The 24,919-nt window shown below is 55.0% G+C and carries 25 protein-coding genes; 21 read left to right on the forward strand and 4 right to left on the reverse strand.

Annotated elements, in window-relative coordinates; all coding sequences use genetic code 11:
* Positions 1–224 precede the first annotated feature (224 nt).
* Positions 225–4,934: a beta strand repeat-containing protein gene (locus tag ACR0NW_RS00055; RefSeq protein ID WP_480449568.1), complete on the forward strand. Its 4,710-nt coding sequence runs from the start codon at positions 225–227 to the stop codon at positions 4,932–4,934.
* 338 nt (positions 4,935–5,272) lie between these two features.
* A complete protein-coding gene (locus tag ACR0NW_RS00060; RefSeq protein ID WP_480449567.1) occupies positions 5,273–5,485 on the forward strand; it encodes a hypothetical protein in 213 nt (70 codons plus the stop codon).
* A 133-nt stretch (positions 5,486–5,618) separates the two neighbouring features.
* Here ACR0NW_RS00060 and ACR0NW_RS00065 read toward each other — a convergent pair whose 3' ends face one another.
* The gene (locus tag ACR0NW_RS00065; RefSeq protein WP_480449566.1) at positions 5,619–5,816 is read right to left on the reverse strand and encodes a hypothetical protein; all 198 of its coding nucleotides are present in this window, start codon (positions 5,814–5,816) and stop codon (positions 5,619–5,621) included.
* 431 nt (positions 5,817–6,247) lie between these two features.
* Here ACR0NW_RS00065 and ACR0NW_RS00070 point away from each other — a divergent pair, with 431 nt between their 5' ends.
* The 5 genes from ACR0NW_RS00070 (at position 6,248) to ACR0NW_RS00090 (ending at position 9,162) form a co-directional block, all read left to right on the forward strand.
* Complete coding sequence (locus ACR0NW_RS00070; RefSeq protein ID WP_480449565.1) at positions 6,248–6,553, forward strand: hypothetical protein; 306 nt, start codon at positions 6,248–6,250, stop codon at positions 6,551–6,553.
* Positions 6,554–6,608: 55 nt separating this feature from the next.
* Positions 6,609–7,187, forward strand: coding sequence for a c-type cytochrome (locus tag ACR0NW_RS00075; RefSeq protein ID WP_480449564.1), 579 nt, complete (start codon positions 6,609–6,611; stop codon positions 7,185–7,187).
* A gap of 9 nt (positions 7,188–7,196) precedes the next feature.
* A complete protein-coding gene (locus ACR0NW_RS00080; RefSeq protein WP_480449563.1) occupies positions 7,197–8,096 on the forward strand; it encodes a c-type cytochrome in 900 nt (299 codons plus the stop codon).
* 4 nt (positions 8,097–8,100) lie between these two features.
* The gene (locus ACR0NW_RS00085; protein ID WP_480449562.1) at positions 8,101–8,592 is read left to right on the forward strand and encodes a c-type cytochrome; all 492 of its coding nucleotides are present in this window, start codon (positions 8,101–8,103) and stop codon (positions 8,590–8,592) included.
* A gap of 93 nt (positions 8,593–8,685) precedes the next feature.
* Positions 8,686–9,162: a DUF411 domain-containing protein gene (locus ACR0NW_RS00090; RefSeq protein WP_480449561.1), complete on the forward strand. Its 477-nt coding sequence runs from the start codon at positions 8,686–8,688 to the stop codon at positions 9,160–9,162.
* A gap of 868 nt (positions 9,163–10,030) precedes the next feature.
* Here the strand turns inward: ACR0NW_RS00090 and ACR0NW_RS00095 are convergent.
* The 3 genes from ACR0NW_RS00095 to ACR0NW_RS00105 form a co-directional block, all read right to left on the reverse strand.
* Positions 10,031–11,092 carry a YeeE/YedE family protein gene (locus ACR0NW_RS00095; protein WP_480449560.1) on the reverse strand — a complete coding sequence of 354 codons (1,062 nt, stop codon included), beginning with the start codon at positions 11,090–11,092 and terminating at the stop codon, positions 10,031–10,033.
* Between the two features lie 42 nt (positions 11,093–11,134).
* Positions 11,135–11,443 carry an ArsR/SmtB family transcription factor gene (locus tag ACR0NW_RS00100; protein WP_170543314.1) on the reverse strand — a complete coding sequence of 103 codons (309 nt, stop codon included), beginning with the start codon at positions 11,441–11,443 and terminating at the stop codon, positions 11,135–11,137.
* A gap of 100 nt (positions 11,444–11,543) precedes the next feature.
* On the reverse strand, positions 11,544–11,918 hold the full coding sequence (locus tag ACR0NW_RS00105) for a hypothetical protein (RefSeq protein WP_480449559.1): 375 nt from the start codon (positions 11,916–11,918) through the stop codon (positions 11,544–11,546).
* Positions 11,919–11,998: 80 nt separating this feature from the next.
* On the opposite strand from ACR0NW_RS00105, the gene ACR0NW_RS00110 reads away from it, so the two are divergent.
* The 14 genes from ACR0NW_RS00110 (at position 11,999) to ACR0NW_RS00175 (ending at position 24,918) form a co-directional block, all read left to right on the forward strand.
* Entirely contained in the window at positions 11,999–12,739 is a 741-nt protein-coding gene (locus tag ACR0NW_RS00110; protein ID WP_480449558.1) for a cytochrome c biogenesis CcdA family protein, read from the forward strand.
* Positions 12,740–12,753: 14 nt separating this feature from the next.
* Complete coding sequence (locus ACR0NW_RS00115; protein ID WP_480449557.1) at positions 12,754–13,332, forward strand: thioredoxin family protein; 579 nt, start codon at positions 12,754–12,756, stop codon at positions 13,330–13,332.
* Positions 13,333–13,463: 131 nt separating this feature from the next.
* Entirely contained in the window at positions 13,464–13,940 is a 477-nt protein-coding gene (soxX, locus tag ACR0NW_RS00120; RefSeq protein WP_480449556.1) for a sulfur oxidation c-type cytochrome SoxX, read from the forward strand.
* Positions 13,941–13,986: 46 nt separating this feature from the next.
* A complete protein-coding gene (gene soxY / locus ACR0NW_RS00125; RefSeq protein WP_480449555.1) occupies positions 13,987–14,403 on the forward strand; it encodes a thiosulfate oxidation carrier protein SoxY in 417 nt (138 codons plus the stop codon).
* Positions 14,404–14,437: 34 nt separating this feature from the next.
* Positions 14,438–14,767, forward strand: a complete 330-nt coding sequence (gene soxZ / locus ACR0NW_RS00130) for a thiosulfate oxidation carrier complex protein SoxZ (protein ID WP_170655482.1) — start codon at positions 14,438–14,440, stop codon at positions 14,765–14,767.
* A 70-nt stretch (positions 14,768–14,837) separates the two neighbouring features.
* A complete protein-coding gene (gene soxA, locus ACR0NW_RS00135) occupies positions 14,838–15,683 on the forward strand; it encodes a sulfur oxidation c-type cytochrome SoxA (protein WP_480449554.1) in 846 nt (281 codons plus the stop codon).
* A gap of 87 nt (positions 15,684–15,770) precedes the next feature.
* Positions 15,771–17,468 (forward strand): thiosulfohydrolase SoxB, encoded by a 1,698-nt coding sequence (soxB, locus tag ACR0NW_RS00140; protein ID WP_480449552.1) that lies wholly within the window; start codon positions 15,771–15,773, stop codon positions 17,466–17,468.
* Positions 17,469–17,492: 24 nt separating this feature from the next.
* The gene (gene soxC, locus ACR0NW_RS00145) at positions 17,493–18,755 is read left to right on the forward strand and encodes a sulfite dehydrogenase (protein ID WP_480449551.1); all 1,263 of its coding nucleotides are present in this window, start codon (positions 17,493–17,495) and stop codon (positions 18,753–18,755) included.
* Positions 18,739–20,064: a c-type cytochrome gene (locus ACR0NW_RS00150; protein ID WP_480449550.1), complete on the forward strand. Its 1,326-nt coding sequence runs from the start codon at positions 18,739–18,741 to the stop codon at positions 20,062–20,064. The genes soxC and ACR0NW_RS00150 overlap by 17 nt, the downstream gene beginning before the upstream one ends.
* 2 nt (positions 20,065–20,066) lie before the next feature.
* Positions 20,067–20,774, forward strand: a complete 708-nt coding sequence (locus ACR0NW_RS00155) for a c-type cytochrome (RefSeq protein WP_480449549.1) — start codon at positions 20,067–20,069, stop codon at positions 20,772–20,774.
* A gap of 24 nt (positions 20,775–20,798) precedes the next feature.
* Positions 20,799–22,061: an FCSD flavin-binding domain-containing protein gene (locus tag ACR0NW_RS00160; RefSeq protein WP_480449548.1), complete on the forward strand. Its 1,263-nt coding sequence runs from the start codon at positions 20,799–20,801 to the stop codon at positions 22,059–22,061.
* Positions 22,062–22,141: 80 nt separating this feature from the next.
* Entirely contained in the window at positions 22,142–22,576 is a 435-nt protein-coding gene (locus tag ACR0NW_RS00165; RefSeq protein ID WP_480449547.1) for a DUF302 domain-containing protein, read from the forward strand.
* Between the two features lies 1 nt (position 22,577).
* Positions 22,578–23,801 carry a 5-aminolevulinate synthase gene (hemA, locus tag ACR0NW_RS00170; protein WP_480449545.1) on the forward strand — a complete coding sequence of 408 codons (1,224 nt, stop codon included), beginning with the start codon at positions 22,578–22,580 and terminating at the stop codon, positions 23,799–23,801.
* 58 nt (positions 23,802–23,859) lie between these two features.
* Positions 23,860–24,918, forward strand: coding sequence for a YeeE/YedE family protein (locus ACR0NW_RS00175; protein ID WP_480449544.1), 1,059 nt, complete (start codon positions 23,860–23,862; stop codon positions 24,916–24,918).
* Position 24,919: the final 1 nt, after the last annotated feature.

The raw sequence follows: 24,919 nt of genomic DNA on the forward strand, positions 1-24,919 counted from the left end.
ACTAAGGTTCAATACCTATGAAACAGCCTCATTCTCGCCCTTTTTGACCCTTCAAGCCCAGTGTTGAGTGTGCAAGCAAACGCGCATTGAGCGGATGACGCAGGGTAATCAACCCTGCATGCGCGCATCAAAAACTTTAATCAGATGGGGCAGAAAACATGCAGGTCGAGCAGCGGGTATGCGCTTTTGCGCGCGGGGGGCGTCTAACCAAATGGAAGGGAAGAGTGGCGAGCATTGCGCCCTCGCTATTCTTGTGTTCAGCCTCGGTTCTGGCTGTTTCGGCTGGGGCATCGTTTGGTGAAGTCGTCAACGGGACGCGTACCACACCTCTGGTCAGTTCAATAGACGAAGACCACACGATCACGGCTACCGGATCAATCGACATCAACCGCTTGCCTGGACCTGCATTGGTGCAGGTCAATGTACCGGACTATTCCAGCACGCTGACAAACGCCGGACAACTGACGGCCCCCGAGGCGAATGTGAGGACCCGTGCAGCAGTTGAAATCAATGGTGACTTGTCCGGCACTGTCCTGAACTCTGGCACGATCTCGATGGGTGCTGCGCTTGGCGATACGGCAGTCATCTTCGGTATCGATGTTTCGGGCATCACGACAGGATCGGTACAGAACACCGGCGTCATCGATATCGCAAATTCAGCCCTGACCATCGGAACCTCGGTGGGAATTCTGGCCAATCAAGTTGATGGAACACTGTCAAACAGCGGGACAATCACCCTGCGTGGTGACAATGTCAGCAGAGCTGAAGCAATCGGAATAGCGGTCGACATCGTGAATGGTACCGCGAGTAACAGCGGCAGCATTGGTATTGATGTCTCCAGCTCTGGTGCGCAGGCAATCGCGGATGGCATCTCGCTTACGACGATCAACGGGATGGTCGATAACTCCGGCCCCATCAGCGTTTCCGCTACCGGCGCAACAATTGCCGGCGCGGATGGGTTTGGTATTGGCGATCTGGTTGGGATTCTGAATAACGTCGGTGCCATCAATGTGTTGGCAACTGCTGGAAACAATGCTAATGGGGACGCGATTGAAATCACAAACCTCTCCGGTCGCCTGACAAACGCTGGCCCACTTACGGTCGCGATGACAGCGGGCATTACCGGCGGTGCCTTTTTGGACGTCGTCGAAGTTTCCAACCTGACCGGGTCACTGACAAACACTGGCTTTCTTGTCGGACGGGCCCGCGGTGGAAACGTGATCGCGGATGGGTTTGACATTGGAGGTGTCGCTGCCGGTGCCAGCTTTGATAACTCGGGTATCGTGATTGTTCAGGCGCGAGCGACAACCTCAACTGCAAGTGCTGATGGGTTGGAGTTTGGTGATGTTCTCGGCAATGTGTCGAACTCCGGGCCTGTCAATGCCATTGCCGAGGGTGTCACCTCTGCTACAGCCCGCGGAATTCGGTCGGGTAACCTCACCGGTACTCTGTTGAACAGCGCGAACATTCTTGCAGACGCTGTGGCCAGCAACGGGTCAGCCACGGCTGTTGGGCTTCAGGCTGGTGAGGTGCGTAACCAACTGACCAATGATGGAGAATTGGTAGCTTTAGCAAATGGGAGCCGCAACGGGGCCGCAATCGGCATTTCGACGGATTTCATTCAGGGCACATTGGCCAATAACGGAGCTATCACGGCAATTGGTCAAGGCAGCAGCGCCAACGCCACCGGGATTGAGACTGGCAACGTCGACGGTTCCCTGATCAACGCCAACACAATAACTTTGGAGGCCGTCGCCACGTCTTCGTCAGCACTGGTGACAGGCATTGATACCGGAAGGCTGAACGGGACACTTCAGAATTCGGGGAACATCATCGTTCTGGTTGACGCTGTCAGTCATGCCTCCGCATACGGCATTGATGTGGGTGAAATAGGCGGCACTCTAAGCAACTCGGGCTCTATCACCATCCAGGTGGACAACGGATCAAGCATCGAAGCCATTGGCATCCGGTCTTCGACAGTACAGGGGACGTTTTCCAATAGCGGAAATATTACGGTTGCCAGTCAGGGGTCCAGTGGCTCAGCCGAAGGACTCCGCGCAAGCTCCATTGCGGCAAACGGGACTATGAAAAACACCGGTACGATCACTGCCGTCGCCAAAGGGCAGGGATCCGGCGCAAGCGTCGAAGGGATCAGAGTTTTGGGCCGTGTAGCGGGCACGCTGGAAAACAGCGGCCAAATCACGATTCAGGCTACCGACAGCGACTCGGCCAATTCAATTGGTATCCTGACAGGTGCCGTGGATGGATCGCTAGCCAACAGCGGAACAATAACGGCAACCGCTGGCGGAGGATCCTTTGCGTTCATAGAGGGAATCAATGTTAGGGGGAATGTCGATGGTTCCTTGGATAACAGCGCTGCTATTACGGTGCAGGCCGTCGGTACAAGCTCGGCGTATGTAGACGGGATCAACACGACTGACATTGGCGGCACATTCAGAAACTCGGGCGTCATCTCGGCATTTGCGCAGGCTGATTTTGCTGGCGCAGACGGGATTGCCCTGGACGATGTTCTGGGTTTGGCTGTCAATTCGGGGGACATCACGGCAAGAGCGTCGGGAGATACCACTGCGCGCGCGAGCGGGATTGCCCTTGGTTTCGTCGACGGCAGTTTCTCAAATTCCGGCAGTATCGTCACGAGCGCTACGATAACCAACTCGAGCACTCCTGTTCCCTTCCAACGCGCTGTTGCCACCGGGATTAACGTAGACAACATCAACGAAGATCCGATGGGCGGTTTCGGGACATTTGAGAACTCGGGCGCAATTGCGGCCTCGGCCTCAGGTTTGAATGCCTCAGCCCTGGGTCTGCGATTTTCTCACGTCGGTGGCAAACTAACCAATAGCGGTAACATCACTGTCGACGCGGGGGGGGATCAGGGTTCTACAGCTTTTGCGGCTGGTATTCTTGGAGCAAACGTTCGTGATAGTGGGGACGTTATGAACTCCGGCACCCTTCAGGTTTCAGCAACGGGCCAAAACGTTTCTGCCGTTGCAGCCGTCGGAATGTCTTTTGACCGGATCGACACAAATGTATCGAATGCCGGAGCGATATCGGTTTCCGCACAAGGTGACACGCTTGTCCGTGCGCACGGCATTACAACGGACGCATTGCCCAAAGGTGGCGTTCTGAGCCATAGCGGTTCGATCTCGGTGTCTGCCAACGGGGGTACAGATACGGAAGCCTATGGCATTTTTGTGGGCAACGCCAATGGCACAGTCAACGTGACAGGGGATATCAATGTCCAATCCTCTGGCAAAGGCAACGCTATCTTCCTTGGCCAGGGCGGAGATGACTTCAATGCAACCAACAGCGGAAATACCTCCGTCGCTGTCAACACTTCCGGAGGCTCGTCTGCACTCGGTGCAGGGATTGTCACGGGTAATATTTCGAACAACAACCGCATCTCGAATTCTGGCTCGATTCAGGTTTTCGCCGACGGTCATAATGTTGCGACAGTAGAAGCGATTGGATTGGAGGTCGGCGATGTTGATGGGCGGGTCGACAATTCAGGCGCGATCTCGGTGTCCGCGAAAGGCGACCAGACTGTGCGTGCGCGAGGCCTGACCCTTGGCGCTTTGAGCGCGAATAGTACTCTGAACAGCACCGGCCCAATATCGGCCTCGGCCAATGGTGGTAAAGATACAGAAGTTTTCGGAATCTTTGTTGGTAGCGTCCAAGGCACTGTCAATGTGACAGGTGACGTCTCAGCTGTGTCTACCGGCAAAAGCTATGCGATTTACCTGGGCGACGGAGGAGGTACGCTAAATGCCAGATCCACGGCAAATATCACCGGAACCATTCGGGTCAGCGATCACGACGTAAACCTGAGTCACGTCGGCGGTCGCGTTGTCTATCGTTTCCAGGATGAAGACATCGCCAACGGTGTATTCACCACCTCGGTGTCCTCTGCGTCTCAGGGATGGTTTACCTCTGGTGAAGGAGGGGCGGCACCCGTCTACGCCTCGTTCGATGCCAAGGAACTGCAACCGAACACAAACCAATCGTTTGAGATTGCTGGGCTTTCATACGCTCTTGCACGCCAGTTGGACAGCGCCGATACCGGTAATGTCGACCGTGACCGGGTGGTGCTCAGTACCCGCGGAAGTGGTCCAATCGAAGGGTTCCGACCATACTTCCTGGTTAGCGGCAGCAGAAGTGATGGTACGGCAAGCGGCAGTTCCGCATCCCTTACGTCAAATATGTGGAGCGTCAGCGTAGGCGCGACCCGCGATCTTGGAACTGGATTGCGATACGGGTTTGGGGCCAGCTATTTGGAGAATGACGGAACCTTTGGATCTTCGACATTTGATACCTCAGGTGTGTTTATCAGCGGTATCGTCGCTCAAAATTTCGGATTTGCCGATCTGAGCTTTGGTTTGGGATACGGCGACCTGGACAATAGCGAGTCCCGTTTCAGCGGGAGCATGACGTCGGAGGCCGAATATTCCAGCAACATTATGACTGCCTTGGTTGCGGCAGAGCGAGAAATCGCCTTGAGAAATGGCTCAATCCTGACCCCGAGGGCAAGCTTTCTTTACGGCGAGCAAAAACTGGATGGCTACACCGAAACAGGCCAAACCGTAAACGCATCAGTTGGCGACAGGACTGTCACATTCAACGAAATTCGGATCGGCGGTGCCTATGCAACCCCGATGCTTGGTGGGCGCCTGTCAGCATCTCTGGAGGCAGTCCATCGGGACGCGGATGCCTTGTCAGTTGTGGATGTAACCATATTTGGCAACACACTTTCTTTGGCGTCAGGCGGGGGAGGAACAGACACCTTTGGAGAGGTGCGGCTAAACTACGAGAAACCGTTCGATCACGGGGGAGTCGTTCGCCTTGAAGCAAGATCGACCCTCGGGGCTGACGTATCAACACAGGCGCTCTGGGCCTCCTACGAATGGAAGTTCTGAACCGTAGGTCACTCGTGTTTTGGCAAGCCAAAACAAAGAACTCTGATTGGCCACCTCGAACTTCTCGCGCGTGGCCATGAGATAGCAGTTCACCAAAACTGCTATCTCTGTGGACCACTTCCACTTACTCACAAAGGTGGTCCACAAACTCTCATTTGGGTCTCCACACCCAGACACCGTAGTGCGATTGATATGAGCTTTGCCGGTTAGGCCAAACCAAGCGCCATGATGGGCATGAACTTTCGGCCTATGCCGCTTGAATTCTGCCGAAAGGCCAATTTTGTCGGACGCAACAGCTTCTCAGGTAAAGGCGACCCCATTTTCAAAAAGGACCCGAGATGAATCTGATTGGCCTCATTCTGATCTGTGCAAAAACGCTTGTTCCCGCATATCGGCTCTTTTCCCAGCCAGTCATCACTGACCAAGCCGCGTTGCTTTCACAGTATCTGGGTCTTGCCGCGCTGATCCTTATGGCATGGGGTCAGATTCTGTCCACCCGCCTGACCGACATCGAGCATCTGTTCAAACCTGCTGCTCGCAAACCCTGTTGATATTGTCCGTGGTCTTCGGGTCGCGTGAATGGATGCGTGCGTTCTGCCAAATGGAGCGAGGCGTCAGGAACCAAACGCTTTCGGTCGAAAATAGCATGCCCGGCCTCATCTAACTTACCGCAAATGGCATTGTTCACAGCAAGATCCAGATAAGAGCTGCTGCGATGCGGCTGGATGCGGATTGACGCTTCGGCCAACTCAATGGCTTCTTCGTGTCGATCCCGTCGCCGCTGTTCAAACCCATCCTCAACTTAAGCTGAGGAATGTCGGTCAGTCCGTTTTGGATAGCCATCGCGCATTCGATACCACTGACCACGCTGGTAAACGCCATCAACCAGCCGTCCCCTATGTTTTTTAATCACCCGACCGCCGTGCGCACCAATTGTTGGAGTAAGAAGGTCGCTTCGAAAACGACGCAACGCGGTCAATGCGGCGGCTTCATCCTCCCCCATGAGATTGGAATAGTTGCCGCATCCGCAGCCGAAATAGCGGCCGGCCTTCGTTCGGAAAGGATTGACATGGATGAAGCATAGCCGACGACCTGCGAATGGGCATCTTCACTGGTATTGGCAACAGAGCACCAAAACAATTGAGCGGAAATTAGACATGGTCGCGCATCAGCGTCGGTTCGGCGAGTTGCCGCTGGTCGAAGACTTGACCCGCGCGGAGGTTGAGAACATCATCGCCTCGGTAAGAGAGTTGAAGCAACACAATGGGATGAGCTGAGCAGTGCTTTTGGACAATCGCAGATGGATCGGGCTGATGCTCGTCGCGGCCGGCGTGTTCGTCGCTGCTCTGCTTTTGTCCGGCGGTGTCGCTGAGGCCCATGGAAAACATGAGCCCTCCGTGGGTTCCGTCGAGGTTCAAACGCCCGTTGAACATGCTGCAAAGGACCTCCAGGGCCATTGTCACGGCGGGGCGTTCTGCAGTGGCCCTGCGATCATCCAACTGTCAAATCTGAACGTGGATCTATCGGGATGTAGTGAACGGTATGGTCTGCCGCGCGCGACGAATGGCATCCCGGTTGTTTCGAATTTTGATCCGCCCCCACCCAAAGCCCTGATCTGATCCGTATCCGCACACGCCCTTTGGCGTGATGAGATAATTCAGACAGGGAAATCCGATGAAAACTGAAAAACTGATGCTGGGCGCGGTGGTTGCGTCCGTTCTGGCTGTGGCAAGCCAATCGGTGTTTGCGCATGGCGGTGCCACCGGCGTTGTCAAAGAACGCATGGATGGCATGGGCGTGATGAAAGAGGCGATGAAAGTGCTGACCCCGATTATGCGGGGGCAGGTCGACTATGATGCCGCTGTGGTGCGCGAACGGTCGGAGGATATCAGCCGCCATGCCGGCGAGGCGCTGACCAAATTGTTCCCCAAAGGCAGCCTTGATGCACCATCCGAGGCGAAGCCAGAGATCTGGCAGGACTGGGAGGCGTTTTCAGCCTTGGCCGATCAGCTGCGTGTGATGGCGGACGGATTGGCGGAAGCTTCCGAAAATGGGTTGATGATGGCGGGCGAAGCACCGGCAGTCGGCGATATGATGGGCGGTCAGGGGGGCTCAATGATGGGTGGCAGCACGATGGGAACCGGTGTAGGCGCCAATATGATGGATCTGTCGCAGATGCCGGCCGACGGGGTTTTCACCATGATGGGGCAGGTCTGCTCGGCTTGCCATACACGCTTTCGGGTCGAGAAATAGGCCAGGACGATGCGTATGTTCTATCGCCTGGGGCTGGCTGGCGCTGTTATCGCTGCAGTTAGCCTTCTCGGCCTGATGGCCTGGCCGATCGGCCAGCCTCTCGCGCCTATCACCCTGAAGGGGGATGTCGACCGCGGTGCTTATCTGGCCCGCGCCTCCGGCTGCATCGCGTGTCATACCGATTTCGCGAAAGGTGGAGCGCCACTGGCGGGTGGTATGGCGTTGGAAACCCCGTTCGGCACGCTGTATTCGCCAAACCTCACCACCGACCCTGACCACGGGATCGGAGGCTGGAGTCGGGCACAGTTCGCCCGCGCCGTCCGCGAGGGGGTTTCGCCCGAAGGGCACGCCTACTACCCGGCCTTCCCCTATCCTTTCTATGCCAACTTCTCGGATCAGGAGATTGCCGATCTCTGGGCCGCCTTCCAAACCGTGCCACCGGTCGCAGAATCATCGCGCCCTCCCGCGATGGTCTTTCCGTTCAACCAGCGCTGGGGGTTGAAACTCTGGCGCGCAGCCTTTCTGGAACCTCCAAGGACACAGCCTGTGGCAGGTAAGGGCGCCGTTTGGAACCGGGGACGCGAACTGGTCGAAGGAGCCAGCCATTGCGCGGCCTGCCATACAGGGCGCAACTTCGCCGGCGCGCGTAAGTCCAACACGGAGCACTTCCGGGGCAGCGATGCGCTGCCAGACGGTGAGAAAACACCGGCCATCGATCATCTGACTTTGGCTGAAAAGGGATGGGATGTGGCCAGCCTAGCCTATGCCCTGAGCACCGGCATCACACCCGAAGGGGACGTCTTTGGCGGTTCCATGGGCGAGGTCGTGCTTTACGGCACAAGTTTCCTGACCAAAGCCGACCGGACAGCCATTGCGACCTATCTGATGGACGAACATGAAGGGGGATGAGGCAATGAATACCGGAACTATCTTCGCATTTGTCCTAGCCGGGATTGTCGTCACCGGTGCTGCGGTCGTATGGCTCGCGCCGTCAGGCACACAGGCGGGACCTCCGCTGCAACCGAAAACGTCCGATGTTGAGGAGGGCGCGGTGCTGTATGCCGAGTTTTGCGCCTCCTGCCATGGAGTTGAACTGGAGGGACAACCCAATTGGCGCGCCCCAAACGAGGATGGCACCCTTCCTGCTCCGCCTCATGACGAGACCGGCCATACCTGGCACCACGGGGATGCGCTGCTGTTTGACTACACCAAACAGGGTGGTGAAGCGGCGCTGGATGCCCGCGGCGTGTCCGGTTTCGCCAGCGGTATGCCGGGATTCGGTGACAGCCTGAGCGACCAGCAGATTTGGGACATCCTGGCCTATATCAAATCTACCTGGCCCGAGCGCATCCGCGACATGCAGGCGGTGCGTACCGAAAGCGAACAGATGCAGGGCGGTTCGTGATCGCCTGCTTGACACATATCATGACACTTGCCCGCGATTTCGGTCACAAGAACCGTCGTCACACCGCAGGCGTGAAAACGGAAAGGAAATGACATGACCACCCCGACACTCGACCGCCGCCTCTTCCTGGCTGGCCTTGGTGCCTCCGCCATCACTCTTGCCTCGCCGGCTCTGGCAACCGCCAAACCGCGGGTAGAGGTCCTCAAGGACCCGAACTGCGGGTGTTGCGGTGCTTGGATCGACATCATGCAGCGCGACGGGTTCGAGATGGAGGTGCAGAACGCCTCCTGGGAGACCTTGTCTCAATATAAAGCCACTAAGGGTGTCCCGGAGGAGATGGCCTCCTGTCACACCGGCCTGGTCGAGGGCTACGTCATCGAAGGCCATGTGCCGCCAACCGATATCCGGCGTCTTCTGGCCGAGCGCCCCGATGCGGTGGGGCTGTCCGTTCCCGGTATGCCCTTTGGCTCACCCGGCATGGGACCGGAGAGTGAGCGAGAGGCCTATTCGGCCTTCCTGATCCGCAAGGATGGCGCCACAGAAGTGTTCAATCATTACGAGGCAATGTAATTGTCAACTTTGCGTCAAACGCAAACGGAATTGCCGTGCTTTTTGGGTAGCTTAGCGGTCGCAGCGAATGGCGGCAATGTGGGCGTGACTGCAGCAATTGAAGAGCGGGCTCAAGGTCGGCTGTGGGCCGAAAATCGCTATGAGAAAAGAGTGTGCTGGGCTCAGTAGGTTTTTTGGGAAAAGAAAAGGAAAAAACATTTTTGATCTATCTGAAGGCAGACCCGTCTGTTGTTCAACGACAAGTACAATCGGGCGTGAGTAGGGCAACGAGACTGTAGTCAGGGACAGCGCTGGTCGCGAAATAGTGGCGGAGAGACAGGGATTCGAACCCTGGATGGGCTTGCACCCACAACGGTTTTCGAGACCGTTTTTGACATCAAATCGGAAGTCGTCACATCAATAAAACAACGGCTTTATGGCAGCAAGATAAGCAGTTTCCGCACAGAAAGCGGGTAGGGGTGTCATAGGAAGGCATCATAGTGATTTGTGACGAGTGATCTTCCTCGGTGGTTACTTAAAGCGCATTGAAGTTCCGGAGGACGGGAAACGGCCATTCGCGGCCAATGCGAAAGAAGCCAACAAATCGGCGAACAGCAGACATTCCATTCTCAAGCTTCGTCCTTCCTAAAACAAAAGCTCTTTTTTCCGGCTACAGAAGCTGGCGGTGCTGACGCAAGGGCACGGTAAGGTTTGGTATGTCCTTTGTGGCGAGATCGAGGGCGAAGTCAGAAAGAGAACACTTTGGCCTGCTATTGTGATGGCAGGGCCGCCAGCACCATAGCAAACTAACCGGGTTTTTTTCAGTTTTGGCGCAGCGCGTAAGCAGCGCCGGTGCGAATCCGGATCCATACTGATTTGAACTGTGAACTCAACGCTCAGTAATAAAGGACAGTCCAGAAACGAGTTGTCTCAACCCAAGCGCCGCACCGGCGAAGATGGCAACAAATGTTACGGGCGCGCTGTAGGCCAAAAGTGAGAAGGCAGATATGCCTTGTCCGACGCTGCAACCAACCGCGATGATTGCTCCCGGACCCATAATTGCCGCGCCCAGCATTTGCCGCTTAAGTTCACGTGGATCTTCGCATGCTTCCCATCGGAAATGGCCTTTAGACCAAGATCCCAAAAAGGCGCCAATGAGAACGCCGGAGACTGATCCGACGGCAAAGGACAAAGTGTTTCCAGAGGCCGTCATAAGGTAGAATATTGTGTCGCCAAGGGGTGCAGCGAAGGTATGGGTTTGAACTGGCTCACCATCGAAACCGTGCGTCGCAACCCAATTCGTGCCGAGCCATCCTGATACGATCGCCAATCCAACTACAGATCCCCAAAACACCTGTGCGGGAGTGCGGCGGAAGCGCTGGTTTGCCAAGGCGAAAATCACCAACGCAACGCCAATAACGGAGCCAATGAGCCAAGCTGGGATAGAGGTCAGTTGTTCGGCAAGAAAGCTAATGCTCTGGGGGTCTCTAAGATCAAATTCCTCGGGAAAGACCCAAACGCGGAAATACGCCAGGGGCCCGGACATGACAACGTAAGCAGATAGACCCATAATCAAAACGATGACGAATGATCGAAGGTCGCCGCCCCCAAGCCTTGCCAGCGCGCCATAGCCGCAGTTTCCGCTGATGGCCATTCCGTAACCGAACATGAGGCCACCCACGATCGACCCAAGTGGGTTCCAGGTCTGTGCAAGATACCTTGTTCCAACAGGGTCCAACCACCCTAAAGCCATGGCTGAGTGGCTACCGACAATTGCAACGCCGATCGCAATTGCCCACATCCGCAGACGCCGGTCATCATCTGCGTAAAGGTAATCTTCGATTGCACCCAACGTGCAAAAACGGCCAATGCGTGCGGCCAAGCCCAACACAATGCCACCGATCAAACCGATCAGTGCAACGGTGTTGGCGTCTCCCAATGCTTCGAACATTGCCAGTCTCCTCCCAAAGCTGGCGGTTATTTTTGGCGGCTTCTACTTCTCCCTGCAGAATAGATCGTAGACGACTTCCAGGATCTGTGTCGATCGATCATCCGCCAATCTGTAGTAGATCGTTTTCCCCTCGCGTCGCGTCTTGACCAAGCCCTCAAAGCGCAAGCGGGATAGTTGCTGAGACACGGCAGCCTGACGTGCCGAGAGCATTTCTTCCATCTGCGTGACAGATTTTTCACCCGAGGACAGATAGCACAAGATCATCAAGCGCCCTTCATGGCTAATTGCCTTGAGGAAACTTGACGCCGTCTGAGCATTTTCCATCATTCTGTCCATGTCTTCGGCGCACATGTCCTTAGAGAACACAGGCAGTTTCGAAGATTTGTCCAATAAGATCGCCTCGCTTTCATAGCTTCACGCATTCATAACAGTTTATGTAATGCGCCACAGTTTATCCAGAGGTCTCAATCGGTACCCCCGCGTCACGCAGCAAAACGCCCAGCAACCCCCAGAAAAAATCTTCTCCGGGATAACCTTCGATCCGGCCGACCTCTTGGCCATTGTCCAGCAGAACAAAGGTGGGCGTGTAATAGAGAGGCCGCTCTAAGGCGATGCCATCAGGCATAGCTGCGTGGATATCGATGCGCTGAAGTGGAGCGGCATGTCCTTCTGGTGTCTTGGGGTAGGTCTCTGAGATTTCGGCATCCCAACGTGCGCACCATATACACCCATCTTCTTCGGCCATCAGAAGCGTCATTTCTGCTCGTGAAACCACGGGAGAAACAAGCAACGTGATCGCAAGCAAAAGCAGAAGTAGGTGGCGCATCTCAAGCTCCGATTGACCGCAGTGATATATCTTTATTATTTTGAATGTGTGAATGATAGCGCGCCAGGACGGGTTTGACCATGCTCGACATTACATTTGCAGGAGCTTTAGTCGCAGGGCTGTTGTCGTTCCTGTCGCCCTGCATCCTACCTATTGTTCCGTTTTACCTTAGTTATCTCGCGGGCGTCGGGATTGATCAAATCTCTTCGGGGTCAACACTTTCCGCCGGCGTTCGTCGCAAGGCAACGCTTTCTGCAATGGCATTTGCGGCTGGGATCATTACGATCTTCATGGCACTTGGAGCGACTGCGTCGATTTTCGGGCAACTGGTCCGAGAGTATTTCGACATCCTGCGTTGGATCGCCGCGGCAATCATCATTGCGATGGGCCTGCATTTCTTGGGGTTTATTCGCATCGGGTTCCTGTATCGGCAATTTCGTGCGGACGTCGGCGAGACATCAAGCGTTAGCCTGATTGGGGCTTATGTTCTGGGCTTGGCGTTTGCTTTTGGTTGGACGCCCTGCGTCGGGCCGGTCCTCGCTGCGATTCTGTTTACAGCGGCCGGAACCGAAACGGCTTGGCGTGGAGCGGTGCTGCTGTTCGTCTATGGGGTTGGAATGACCGCACCATTTGTTCTGGCGGCCTTTCTGGTTCGCCCCTTCATGCAATGGATGGCGCAATTCAGAAAGCATTTGCCCATCATCGAAAAAGCCATGGGTGGTTTTCTGGTGCTCTTTGGTGCCCTCATCGCAACAAACTCCATCAACCGCATCGCACAATGGATGCTCGACCATATGCCTTGGCTCGCAGCCATTGGCTAATTCGGGAGGAAGACATGAAACGAGTTCTGTCGGTATTGATCGCATGCCTTATAGGCGGGACACTTTTCGCCGCTGAACTTGGCGACGACGGTTTGCATAAAACGCCGTGGATGCGCGACACATTCAAAGACCTCCGAGAGGATCTTGAAGAGGCCTCAAGCGAGGGTAAACGGCTGGTGTTATTTATTGAACAACAGGGCTGCATCTATTGCAAAAAGATGCATGAAGAGGTGTTCCCCCAGCCTGACCTAGCGGCATTTATCGAAGAAAATTTCTTTGTCGTCCAATTGGATTTGCATGGCAGCACTGCGGCCACCGACTTTGACGGGGAAGAGAATGAGCAACGCGCGCTGATGAGCAAATGGGGGATTCTGTTTACCCCGACACTTGTTTTTCTGCCGGAAGAGGTGCCAGAGAATGCCACAGCCATTGACGCTGCGGTCGCTGTGATGCCGGGAGCTTTCTCCAAGGGAACAACCTTAGATCTATTCACCTGGATCGACGAGAAACGATACGAACTTGATAATGGTGAAGATTTCCAGCGGTATCATGCCCGGCGAATTCAGGAGCGAAACAATGTTTCTCAAGATTGAGCGCCACCGTTACAAATAAAAAAATTCATTATGATGAATTTAATGTTGCGACAGGCGGTGCTCGTCGACTACGGTACACAAATGCTTTGGGTCGCAAAGCGCCGCCGGCGTGTTAGCAAATGGGAGGGATCATGAAGCTGAGACTCTTAACATTGGTCTGCGCAATGACGGGTGTTGCTGCATATGCGGCAGATACAGACCCGAAAGACGTAACCTATGACGACTATGGTGCTATCGAAGTCTCTTTGACTGGCGCTAATGGTGATGCGGAAAATGGCGCGCTGATCGTTGGCGACAAGTCAAAAGGCAATTGCGTGGCATGCCACGCGGTTTCGGCTTTGGCCGACATTCCGTTCCATGGCGAAGTTGGCCCGATGCTGGATGGCGCCGGTGATCGTTGGACCGAAGCAGAACTTCGCGGATTGGTCGCAAATGCAAAGATGACATTCGAAGGCACGGTGATGCCTGCGTTCTACAAGGATGATGGCTATATCCGCCCGGGCGACGCCTATACCGGAAAAGCCCCAACCGCGCCTTTGACGTCGATCCTGACAGCACAAGAAATCGAGGACGTGGTCGCGTTTCTTGCGACCCTGAAAGAAGAATAACTGCGCTTTCTGGCGCGGATATTCGAAGAATCAAAGGAGATTGAAAATGGAACTCTCTCGCCGCGAGACACTGGCCCTTGGGCTGGGCGCCGCGTTCCTGACAATTATGCCGCTTCAGGCAAATGCAGCTGCTGAAGATGCCATCGCGGCATTTACAGGCGGGGCAGATATGGCTGATAGCGGTGTTACGTTGACTGCTCCGGAAATCGCAGAAAACGGAAATACTGTACCTATCGAAGTGAGTGCCCCGGGTGCCGCTGCAATTCTGATCGTGGCTGCAGGCAATCCCGAACCGGGTGTCGCGACATTCAATTTCGGCCCTTTGGCAGCTGAACAAGCCGCTTCAACCCGCATCCGTCTTGCCGGAACGCAGGATGTCATTGCTGTGGCGAAGATGGCAGATGGCAGCTTTGCCAAAGCGTCCGCGACCGTGAAAGTGACAATCGGCGGCTGCGGCGGCTGATCGCCGCGCGCCCTGAAGAACAGGAGATTAACCAATGGCATCCGGTGTAAAACCCCGCGTCAAGGTTCCAAAAACAGCCGCTGCTGGTGAAACCATAACGATCAAGACACTGATCAGCCACAAGATGGAAAGCGGCCAGCGTAAGGATAAAGAAGGCAACGTCATCCCGCGTTCGATCATCAATCGGTTCACCTGCGAGTTCAATGGAGAAACGGTGGTTGATGTAACTATGGAGCCTGCCATTTCGACCAATCCGTACTTCCAGTTTGAAGCAATCGTGCCAGAAGCCGGTGAGTTTGTTTTCACCTGGTACGATGACGATGGCTCTGTCTACGACGAGAAGAAAACGATCGAGATTGCCTAACGGCTCGACCACTAAGGAAGGTCAGCGCTGGTTGCAAATTCTGGCGCTGGTCCACTAAGGGAGGAACGCAATGAATACCAAGGCACTAACGGCGATCGCGGCAGTTCTGGTTTTCCCAGTGGCGGCAATGGCCGGTCCTGACGAAGAGAATCTTGTGATCAATGAAGAGCTGGACATGACCTCGGTCACTGAAGCTCCGGCACATCTGGAAAATTTGGACACGATCTATTCGGGTTGGCATTTTCGCACGGATGAAACGCAAGCGCTTCAAATTGATGACTTCGACAATCCTGCAATGATCTTCGTCGATCAGGCTGCCGATCTCTTCGAGACCGTTGATGGTGCCGCTGGCGAGAGCTGTGCCTCATGCCACGATGGGGTGGAAAACTTCAAGGGATTGCATGCGTCCATGCCGAAGGTGGATGCCGAAACTGGTAAGCTGGTCGTCATGGAAGATCTGATCAACAAGTGCCGTACGGACCACATGGAAGCCGATGCCTGGAAATGGTCCGGGGGCGATATGCAGGGCATGGTCGCCTTAATCGGTCTGCAGTCACGCGGTTTGCCAATGAACGTCGCTATTGATGGCGATGCCGCCCCGTTCTGGGAACAGGGTAAAGAAATGTACTACACCCGTTATGGCCAGCTGGAGCTGAGCTGTGCTAATTGTCATGAAGAAAACTGGGGCAATATGATCCGAGCGGACCACCTTAGCCAAGGTATGATAAACGGGTTCCCGACATATCGTCTGAAACAGGCCAAGCTGATCTCGCGCCACAATCGTTTCCGCGGTTGTATTCGCGATACGCGGGCGGAAACTTTTGCCGAAGGATCGGATGAGTTTCGCGCGCTTGAGCTCTACGTTGCGTCTCGCGGCAACGGGCTTTCAGTCGAAACTCCTGCAGTACGTCAATAACGAACGACCCGCGTGGACAATGTCCTGCGCGGGTTTTTCATGCATTTAACATTCACACATTTATATGTGTAACAGGAAAGCTGATAGATGATTTCTCGACGTGACTTCTTGCAGGTTTCAATGGCTGCCTCGGCTATTTACGGGGCGTCCGGGTTCGGCAACTGGGCCAGGCTTGCTGCGCAGCAAAGCCTAACGCAGGATCAATTGCTGGAGTTTGAGACCTTCGGCAATATCAGCTTGATCCATGTCACCGATATTCACGCGCAACTCAAACCGATCTATTTCCGTGAACCAGAAATAAATCTGGGCATTGGCGATGCGCGAGGACAGATGCCGCATGTCACAGGGGCGGCGTTCCGCAAGGCCTACGGGATCGAAGATGGAAGCCCGTCGGCCTATGCTCTGACCTACAATGATTTCTCTTCGCTGGCCAAGACGTACGGTCGGGTCGGTGGATTGGACCGAGTCTCAACCGTCATCAACGCCATACGTGCTGACCGCCCCGATGCCCTTCTATTGGACGGTGGCGATACTTGGCACGGTTCCTACACCTGCTATCAGACGGCCGGTCAGGACATGGTCAATGTCATGAATGCCCTGAAACCCGATGCTATGACCTTTCATTGGGAGTTCACATTGGGCAGCGACAGAGTTAACGAAATCGTCGAAGGTTTGCCCTTTGCGGCCTTGGGTCAAAACATCTTTGATGCCGAGTGGGACGAACCTGCAGAATTGTTCCAACCCTATAAGTTCTTTGAACGGGGCGGTGCAAAGATCGCTGTTATCGGGCAAGCGTTTCCTTACATGCCTATCGCGAACCCTGGCTGGATGTTCCCAGAATACTCATTCGGTATTCGGGATGAAAACATGCAGGCCATGGTTGATGAGGTTCGCGATGCCGGCGCCGATGTCGTTGTCGTCCTAAGCCATAACGGCTTTGATGTGGATAAGAAGATGGCAGGTCGGGTTCAGGGGATTGACGTGATCCTTAGCGGGCACACTCATGACGCTCTGCCCGAGCCCGTTCTGGTGGGTAAAACGCATATCATCGCGTCTGGATCGAACGGCAAATTCGTCAGCCGCGTGGATCTGGACGTGCGGGATGGTCAGATGATGGGGCTGAAGCACAAGCTGATTCCAATCTTCTCTGACGTTATCGCTCCAGATCCAGCGATCACTGGCCTGATAAACGATCAGCGCGCACCTTATAAGGCGGCGCTAAGTGAAGTGATCGGAAAAACGGACTCGTTGCTCTACCGTCGCGGCAACTTTAACGGCACTTGGGATGACCTGATCTGCGATGCCCTGATCAATGAGCGTGAGGCAGATATCGCGATGTCGCCTGGCGTCCGTTGGGGACCCTCAATCCTGCCGGGACAAGAAATCACGCGTGAGGACATTTGGAACGTCACATCGATGTCGTATCCCAATGCTTATCGCACAGAAATGACCGGCGAATTCATCCATGTGATCCTCGAGGATGTCGGTGACAACCTGTTCAACCCCGACCCTTATTACCAGCAGGGCGGCGATATGGTCCGCGTCGGTGGGCTTGGCTACCGCATCGATGTGAACAAGCCACAAGGGCAACGGATCAGCGAAATGACTTTGCTCAAAACGGGTGAAGCGATTGATCCATCGAAAACCTACGTCGTGGCTGGTTGGGCCAGTGTCAACGAAGGCACCGAGGGGCCGCCGATCTGGGATGTCGTCGAAAACCACATTCGCAACCTTGGCACCGTCACGGTGCAAGAGAACACCAGTGTCGATGTTGTCGGCGCTTAAGAAACTAAAGGAGACCTAAGAGATATGGATGACGCGTTCAAACCGTCCCGCCGGGCCTTCCTGAAAGGCAGTGCTGCGGTCGCTGCGGGGTCAGTTGCCGGTGCAGCAGCGGCAAGCACGCCCGACCCACTTATAACGGAGCTTCAGGATTGGGCATCTTACACTGGTGCCGGTGTCGATGAGACACCTTATGGCATGCCAATCAGCTTCGAATCCCATGTCGTTCGCCGCAACGTGGAATGGCTGACCGCCTCTCCGATTTCGTCGATCAACTTCACACCGATCCACGCGCTTGATGGCACGATCACTCCGCAAGGATGCGCCTTCGAACGCCATCACTCGGGCGCGATTGAACTGCGTAAGGAAGACTATCGCCTGATGATCAATGGGCTGGTCGATCGCCCGCTGGTCTTTAACTACGAGGATATCGAGCGGTTCCCGCGCGAAAATCATGTGTATTTCTGCGAATGTGCGGCGAACACCGGTATGGAGTGGGCTGGTGCGCAACTCAACGGTGTCCAATTTACGCACGGCATGATTCACAACATGGAATACACCGGCGTTCCGCTGCGGATGCTGTTGCAGGAAGCAGGCGCCGATATCTCACCTGACAAATGGGTCTATGTTGAAGGCGCAGACGCGTCGTCCAATGGCCGCTCCATCCCTATGGAAAAAGCACTGGATGACGTGTTGGTGGCTTTCAAGGCAAATGGTGAAGCGCTGCGCATGGAGCATGGATATCCCGTGCGACTGGTTGTTCCGGGCTGGGAAGGAAACATGTGGGTCAAGTGGCTACGCCGCATCGAGGTCGTCGATATGGCGGTCGAAAGCCGCGAAGAAACATCCAAATACACCGATGTCTACGCCGATGGCACAGCCCAGAAATGGACGTGGGTGATGGATGCAAAATCCGTCATTACCTCACCCAGCCCGCAAATGCCGATCAAACACGGACCGGGGCCCTTAGTCATTTCCGGGCTTGCCTGGTCAGGCCACGGACAAATTACGCGGGTCGATGTGTCCAAGGACGGTGGGATCACCTGGGAGACAGCGCGTCTGGGCAAGCAGGGCGACAGCAAGGCTTTGACGCGTTTCTATCTCGATACGAACTGGGACGGAGCACCAATGTTGTTACAGGCCCGGGCGATAGACGAGATCGGCTATGTGCAGCCAACCAAAGACCAGCTACGCGAAAAGCGCGGAGAAAATGCGGTCTACCACAACAACTGTATCCAGACTTGGTACGTGAGCGCAGAAGGGATCGCTGAGAATGTCGAAGTCTCTTAGTCATGTTTTACTGCCCGTATTTGGTGGCACAGCCTTGGTGCTTGCGGCAGCGTTGGCATTTGCCAATCGGAATTATGGCCAGTCGAAGATTGACACTTTGGAAACCCGGATAGGTCAGGTTGAAGCACATGCAGCATCAGCCCTGGAAAATGCGCAAGCGGAGGCCAGCCGAGCAGCTGAACTCGAGATCAAAGTCGAAGAAATTCAAGCGGCCGCTGCGGAACGGGTTGCAAATGGTACGAACCTAACTGCACTGGCGCCCAGTCGCGACGGTACTTTTGGGCTTGGACGTCCTGCAATGGAGGAAGAGATCGCGGCCTGGGACGTTGACGTCTTGCCCGACGGGCGTGGCTTGCCGGTTGGATCAGGCGATGTGTGGACTGGAGAAGAAGTGTTTGTCGAACGGTGTGCGTCCTGTCACGGCGAGTTTGCCGAAGGCGCCGACAATTGGCCTGTTCTGGCCGGCGGTTTCGACACGCTTGCCGACGAAGATCCTGTGAAAACTGTTGGGTCATATTGGCCTCATTTGTCGACCGCTTGGGATTACATTTCCCGCTCAATGCCATTTGGTGAAGCGGGTACGCTTACTGCGGATGAGACCTACGCAATTGTCGCCTATATCCTTTATTCAAATGATCTGGTGGACGACGATTTCGTTCTTAACAACGAAAACTTCGCCGATTTCAAGATGTACAATATGGACGGCTTTGTCGTTGATGTTCGACCCGAGACTGAGTACGCGGAATGGCGAGAAGAGCCTTGCATGGAGAATTGCAAAACAGAGGTCGCGGTTACTATGCGTTCTGTCTTTCTGGTTGAGACGCCACCAGAGGGCGGTTCGAATTCGGTCATGAATGAAGCCAGCCCGGACGAGTTGCCGACGTTTTCGTCGGAAGGGCCCTCGTTTATTCCAACCGTAGCGCCAAAGCCCGAGGAAGAGGCCGCTGCAACACCGGCTGTTCAAGAAACCGAAGAGACTGATCAATCAGCGGACCTTGCCGCCGCCGGAGCAAAGGTCTTCAAGAAGTGTAAGTCCTGCCATCAGGTCGGTGAAGGTGCAAAGCATAGCACAGGACCAGCTTTGAACGGTATTATTGGGTCCAACGCAGGGTCGGTCGAAGGGTTCAAATACTCCAAGGCTATGAAAGGCGCAGCCGAGGCAGGTCTTGTCTGGACTGATGAAGAAATGGCGGCCTTCCTGGCAAAACCCAAAGACTACATGAAAGGCACACGCATGTCTTTCGCGGGGCTTAAGAAACCAGACGATATTGAATCTGTGATCGTCTACCTAAAGTCGTTCGGAAGCTGATCATGCGGCGGTCGATCATTCTAACCTGCGCAACGGTTTTGGTTTCGATTGCACCGTCAACCCACGCAACAGAAGACCTCGGCGACGCTGACGCAGGGAAAGTGGTGTTTGCCAAATGCAAAGGCTGTCATCAGGTTGGAGAAGGAGCCGAAAATAAAGTCGGGCCGCATCTGAACGGTGTTTTTGGTCGGAAAGCAGCAGGCCTCGACGGGTTCAAATACTCCAAGAGCCTTGTGCGCGCGGGTAACTCGGGTCTGGAATGGCACGCTGACACTCTGTCCGCCTACATCGAAAACCCCCGTGCATTTGCGTCAGGCACCAGGATGAGTTTTCGCGGTTTGAAAGACCCGCAAGACCGCGCCAACGTGATCGCCTATTTGCGGGAGTTTTCCGACAATCCCCGGGATATCCCGGAAGCGGATCCAACGGCGAAAGGCACGGATCACTCGATTGATCCCGCGATCCTGGCGATTCAAGGAGATCCTGAGTACGGCGCATACCTTAGCAGCGAATGTACAACATGCCACCAGATTGAAGGAGGCGATGAGGGCATTCCTTCGATTGTGTATTGGCCTGACGAAGACTTCGTGGTCGCCATGCACGCTTACAAAGACAAACAGCGGCCACATCCGGTCATGCAAATGATCGCCGGACGGCTGAGCGATGACGAGATCGCGGCATTGGCCGCTTACTTCAAGAATCCGGAGTGACAAAGCTTAACGGGAGGAAACGCGATGACACTTAATAGACGAGTATTTCTTGGAGCCGCCGGGGTGGCGGCAGCCGGGCTATCTGCTCCGATGGTGCTGGCTCAAGGCAAGCCACGAGTCGTTGTCGTCGGCGGCGGGGCAGGCGGTGCAACTGCCGCGCGGTACATCGCCAAAGACAGCAAAGGGGAGATCGACGTGACGCTGATTGAGCCGTCGCGGACCTACTACACCTGTTTCTTCTCTAACCTGTATCTGGGAGGTTTTCAGGAGCTTTCGGACATCGCCCACAGCTATGGCACGCTTGCTGCGAACTACGGCATCAACGTCGTGCATGATTGGGCCACAGGGGTTGATCGCGATGCCAAGACGGTTTCTTTGGCCGGCGGCGGGTCAGTTCCGTATGACAAGCTGATCCTTAGCCCGGGTATCGACTTTGTTGATGGTGCGGTTGAGGGCTGGGACGTCTTGGCGCAAAACAAGATGCCGCATGCGTACAAGGCTGGTTCCCAGACCGAGCTGCTAAAAGCCCAGATCATGGCGATGCCCGAAGGTGGTACCTTCGTGATGGTCGCGCCTCCTAACCCGTACCGTTGCCCGCCCGGGCCGTATGAACGGGTTTCGATGGTCGCTCATGTGCTGAAGGCAAACAACCCAACAGCAAAGATCATTGTGGCCGATCCGAAGCCGAAATTCTCGAAAATGGCTTTGTTCCAAGAAGGCTGGGGAAACAACTATGAAGGAATGGTTGACTGGATCGGCGAAGATTTTGGTGGCGGCAACGTATCAGTGAACCCGGATGCAATGACCGTCACGATTGACGGTGAAGAGACAAAGGTCGATGTCTGCAACGTGATCCCAGCGATGAAAGCCGGCCGCATTGCGGAAATGGCGGGAGTAACCGACGGCAACTGGGCACCAGTGAACGCTGCGGACATGTCCTCCAAAGCCGATCCGGACATATATGTTCTTGGTGATGCCAGCCAGCAGGGTGACATGCCGAAATCCGGTTTTTCGGCAAACAGTCAGGCAAAAGTTTGTGCGAACGCAGTAAGAGGTGCGTTGACCGGGTCTAAAGTATTCCCGGCCAAGTTCTCGAACACATGCTGGTCGCTGATCGATACCGATGATGGCGTTAAGGTTGGAGCAACTTATGAGGCGACGCCAGAAAAGATCGCGAAAGTTGATGGCTTTATCAGCCAAACCGGTGAAGATGCCGATTTGAGAAAAGCGACTTACGAAGAGTCTCTGGGTTGGTACGTTGGTATCACGTCGGACATGTTTGGTTGAGGCATTTGGGGGCTTTGACCGTTGTCAAAGACCCCGATGATCAATCTGAGAAAATGCGGTTCAGGAGGAGGACTAAACACATGAAACACGTTATCGCCGTAGCCGCGTTTTCGACTGTTCTGGCGAGCCAAGGGCTTGCAGAAGAGATCATCACGACCCCCTTCGATGGCAGTTTTGATGATGCAACGTTCGCCGTCGAGTCCGCGATTGTGGGGCAGGGACTGGTCATCGACTATGTAAGCCACGTCGGCGACATGTTGAGTCGAACAGGCGCTGATGTCGGCAGCGACAAGCAGATATTTGCAGCTGCAGACATCTTCATCTTCTGCTCGGCAAAAATCTCGCGTGAAGTGATGGAAGCCGACCCGATGAATATTGGCTTCTGCCCCTATGGGATTTTTGTAGCCGAAGACGACAATGGCGTGATGGTTGGATACCGAAGCTATCCTGATGGACCAATGCAAAAGGTTCAGAACCTGTTGTCCGGGATCGTAGAAGAAGCCGTTGGGAACTGAAATGAACTATCAGCAGTTTTTTCGTGGTCAACTCGACCGGCTTCAAGAGGAAGGGAACTATCGGGTCTTTGCGGATCTCGAAAGGCAGTGTGGCGCGTTCCCGACAGCGCTTAGCTACGCGGAAAATGGCCCGGAGAAAGTCACTGTGTGGTGCTCAAATGATTATCTGGGGATGGGTCAGCACCCCAGTGTTATTGCAGCAATGCACAAGGTGATTGATGAGTGTGGTGCCGGGGCGGGAGGAACGCGGAACATTTCTGGAACCACCCACCAGCATGTTTTGCTGGAGCAAGAGCTTGCTGACTTGCATGGCAAGGACGCTGCGTTGCTGTTTACGTCCGGTTACGTGTCGAACTGGGCCGCACTGGGAACTCTGGCGTCTCGCATTCCTGGCATCACAGTCTTGTCTGACGAGTTGAACCACGCCTCGATGATCGAGGGAATTCGTCACAGTCGGTGCCAGAAGCGTATCTGGAAACACAACGATTTAGCTGACCTTGAAAGGCACCTTGCTGAACTGCCTGCCAATGCCCCAAAACTCATTGCGTTCGAAAGCGTCTATTCCATGGATGGCGATATCGCACCAATTGCTGAGATCTGTGATCTGGCCGATCGCTATGGAGCGATGACCTATTTGGATGAGGTTCACGCGGTAGGGCTATATGGACCGCGCGGCGGTGGCATATCTGAGCGCGAAGGCCTGATGGATCGGCTAACCGTCATTGAGGGAACATTGGGTAAAGCATTCGGCGTAGTCGGTGGATACATCGCGGCGTCGAAAGAGCTTGTTGACTTTGTCCGATCCTTCGCCAGCGGCTTTATCTTTACCACTGCATTGCCTCCTACCGTGGCCGCAGGAGCTGCTGCTTCGGTTCGACACCTGAAGCAAAGCAATGCGGAACGTCAACTACACCAGCAGCGTGTGCGCGAGGTGAGAAACAGGCTGGATGATCTGGGCATTCCACATAAACCGAACCCAAGTCACATCATTCCGGTCATGGTCGGCGATCCGGTCAAGTGTCGCTTCATCTCTGATGTGCTGATGCGTGACTATGGAATTTACATCCAGCCAATCAACTATCCGACCGTCCCCAAGGGAACGGAACGACTGCGGATTACACCTTCCCCAGTGCATTCCACAGAAGACGTGGATCGACTGGTATCTGCCTTGGGTGAGTTATGGACGCAATGCCAATTGGCGCGCAGGCCAATGGCCGCGCAATGAAAATGACAACTTGACCGAAGACAAGGACGCGCAAGCAACGAAGTGAGAGTTTCTGTTGATGGAAAGGCTCATCGATTTGTTGGGAGACCCTGGCGCTTTAGCATTTGCGGGTGCGCTTGTCGGTATCCTGTTCGGCGTGACGGCCCAGAAGTCTCACTTTTGTTTGCGAGCGTCGACCATCGAAGTCGCCGAAGGCGAGTTTGGTCCCCGTCTGGCGGTTTGGCTGATAGCCTTCACCACAGCGCTCACCTTAGTACAGGCGTTTGTCTCGTTTGAGTGGTTAGACCTTTCCGAGACACGCGCGATCGCGTCGACGGGTAGCCTTAGCGGTGCAATATTTGGCGGAGCGATGTTCGGCGTCGGCATGGTTCTGGCGCGTGGGTGTGCATCTCGCCTGTTGGTATTGGCCTCCTGCGGTAATCTGCGCGCCTTGATTGCAGGATTGGTTTTAACCTTAGTGGCTCAGGCGGCTTACACGGGCGTTCTTAGTCCCGCCCGCGAGTTGCTTTCCGGGATCTGGACTGTTCCAGGAGGCGCCTCGAGAGATCTTTCGGAAATACTTGGATTTTCGCCAACGGCTTATACAGCCGTTGCAGCGTTGGGTTTGTTGTCGGCAATTGTGTTTGCATTCCACCGGAGAGTCACTCCTATCAGGATCATAACAGCCGCAGGAGTTGGCCTGGCGGTGGCGCTCGGCTGGTTGATGACATTTGCCATCGCACAAGCATCTTTTGAAGTCGTGCCTGTGTCGTCAGTCACATTTACCGGACCGGCTACGGATACACTAATGGCGTTGGTTGCGAAGCGAAACGTCGTGTTGTCTTTCGGTATCGGCCTTGTTCCAGGCGTAGCAATTGGCGCCGCAGTCTCAGCCTTAACTGCAGGGCAGTGGAAGATAGAACGGTTTGGCCCGGAAACTCCGATGGAACGCTACCTCGTTGGAGCTGTTCTCATGGGGTTTGGAGCCATGCTGGCCGGAGGGTGCGCCGTCGGCGCAGGGCTTTCGGGAGGGTCCGCCCTGTCATTGACGGCATGGCTTGCCGTTTTCTTCATGTGGGTTGGAGCGATCAGCACGCACAGGTTATTGAGTCGAATACCTGTTCCTCAAACGTTCTGAG

The organism is Ruegeria sp. CF5 (genome assembly GCF_056537325.1).

Coding starts and splice junctions, on each gene's coding strand:
- ACR0NW_RS00060 (WP_480449567.1), top strand. CDS start 5,273: ATGAATCTGATTGGCCTCATTCTGATCTGTGCAAAAACGCTTGTTCCC.
- ACR0NW_RS00065 (WP_480449566.1), bottom strand. CDS start 5,816: ATGGCGTTTACCAGCGTGGTCAGTGGTATCGAATGCGCGATGGCTATC.
- ACR0NW_RS00070 (WP_480449565.1), top strand. CDS start 6,248: ATGCTCGTCGCGGCCGGCGTGTTCGTCGCTGCTCTGCTTTTGTCCGGC.
- ACR0NW_RS00075 (WP_480449564.1), top strand. CDS start 6,609: ATGAAAACTGAAAAACTGATGCTGGGCGCGGTGGTTGCGTCCGTTCTG.
- ACR0NW_RS00080 (WP_480449563.1), top strand. CDS start 7,197: ATGCGTATGTTCTATCGCCTGGGGCTGGCTGGCGCTGTTATCGCTGCA.
- ACR0NW_RS00085 (WP_480449562.1), top strand. CDS start 8,101: ATGAATACCGGAACTATCTTCGCATTTGTCCTAGCCGGGATTGTCGTC.
- ACR0NW_RS00090 (WP_480449561.1), top strand. CDS start 8,686: ATGACCACCCCGACACTCGACCGCCGCCTCTTCCTGGCTGGCCTTGGT.
- ACR0NW_RS00095 (WP_480449560.1), bottom strand. CDS start 11,092: ATGTTCGAAGCATTGGGAGACGCCAACACCGTTGCACTGATCGGTTTG.
- ACR0NW_RS00100 (WP_170543314.1), bottom strand. CDS start 11,443: ATGTGCGCCGAAGACATGGACAGAATGATGGAAAATGCTCAGACGGCG.
- ACR0NW_RS00105 (WP_480449559.1), bottom strand. CDS start 11,918: ATGCGCCACCTACTTCTGCTTTTGCTTGCGATCACGTTGCTTGTTTCT.
- ACR0NW_RS00110 (WP_480449558.1), top strand. CDS start 11,999: ATGCTCGACATTACATTTGCAGGAGCTTTAGTCGCAGGGCTGTTGTCG.
- ACR0NW_RS00115 (WP_480449557.1), top strand. CDS start 12,754: ATGAAACGAGTTCTGTCGGTATTGATCGCATGCCTTATAGGCGGGACA.
- soxX (WP_480449556.1), top strand. CDS start 13,464: ATGAAGCTGAGACTCTTAACATTGGTCTGCGCAATGACGGGTGTTGCT.
- soxY (WP_480449555.1), top strand. CDS start 13,987: ATGGAACTCTCTCGCCGCGAGACACTGGCCCTTGGGCTGGGCGCCGCG.
- soxZ (WP_170655482.1), top strand. CDS start 14,438: ATGGCATCCGGTGTAAAACCCCGCGTCAAGGTTCCAAAAACAGCCGCT.
- soxA (WP_480449554.1), top strand. CDS start 14,838: ATGAATACCAAGGCACTAACGGCGATCGCGGCAGTTCTGGTTTTCCCA.
- soxB (WP_480449552.1), top strand. CDS start 15,771: ATGATTTCTCGACGTGACTTCTTGCAGGTTTCAATGGCTGCCTCGGCT.
- soxC (WP_480449551.1), top strand. CDS start 17,493: ATGGATGACGCGTTCAAACCGTCCCGCCGGGCCTTCCTGAAAGGCAGT.
- ACR0NW_RS00150 (WP_480449550.1), top strand. CDS start 18,739: ATGTCGAAGTCTCTTAGTCATGTTTTACTGCCCGTATTTGGTGGCACA.
- ACR0NW_RS00155 (WP_480449549.1), top strand. CDS start 20,067: ATGCGGCGGTCGATCATTCTAACCTGCGCAACGGTTTTGGTTTCGATT.
- ACR0NW_RS00160 (WP_480449548.1), top strand. CDS start 20,799: ATGACACTTAATAGACGAGTATTTCTTGGAGCCGCCGGGGTGGCGGCA.
- ACR0NW_RS00165 (WP_480449547.1), top strand. CDS start 22,142: ATGAAACACGTTATCGCCGTAGCCGCGTTTTCGACTGTTCTGGCGAGC.
- hemA (WP_480449545.1), top strand. CDS start 22,578: ATGAACTATCAGCAGTTTTTTCGTGGTCAACTCGACCGGCTTCAAGAG.
- ACR0NW_RS00175 (WP_480449544.1), top strand. CDS start 23,860: ATGGAAAGGCTCATCGATTTGTTGGGAGACCCTGGCGCTTTAGCATTT.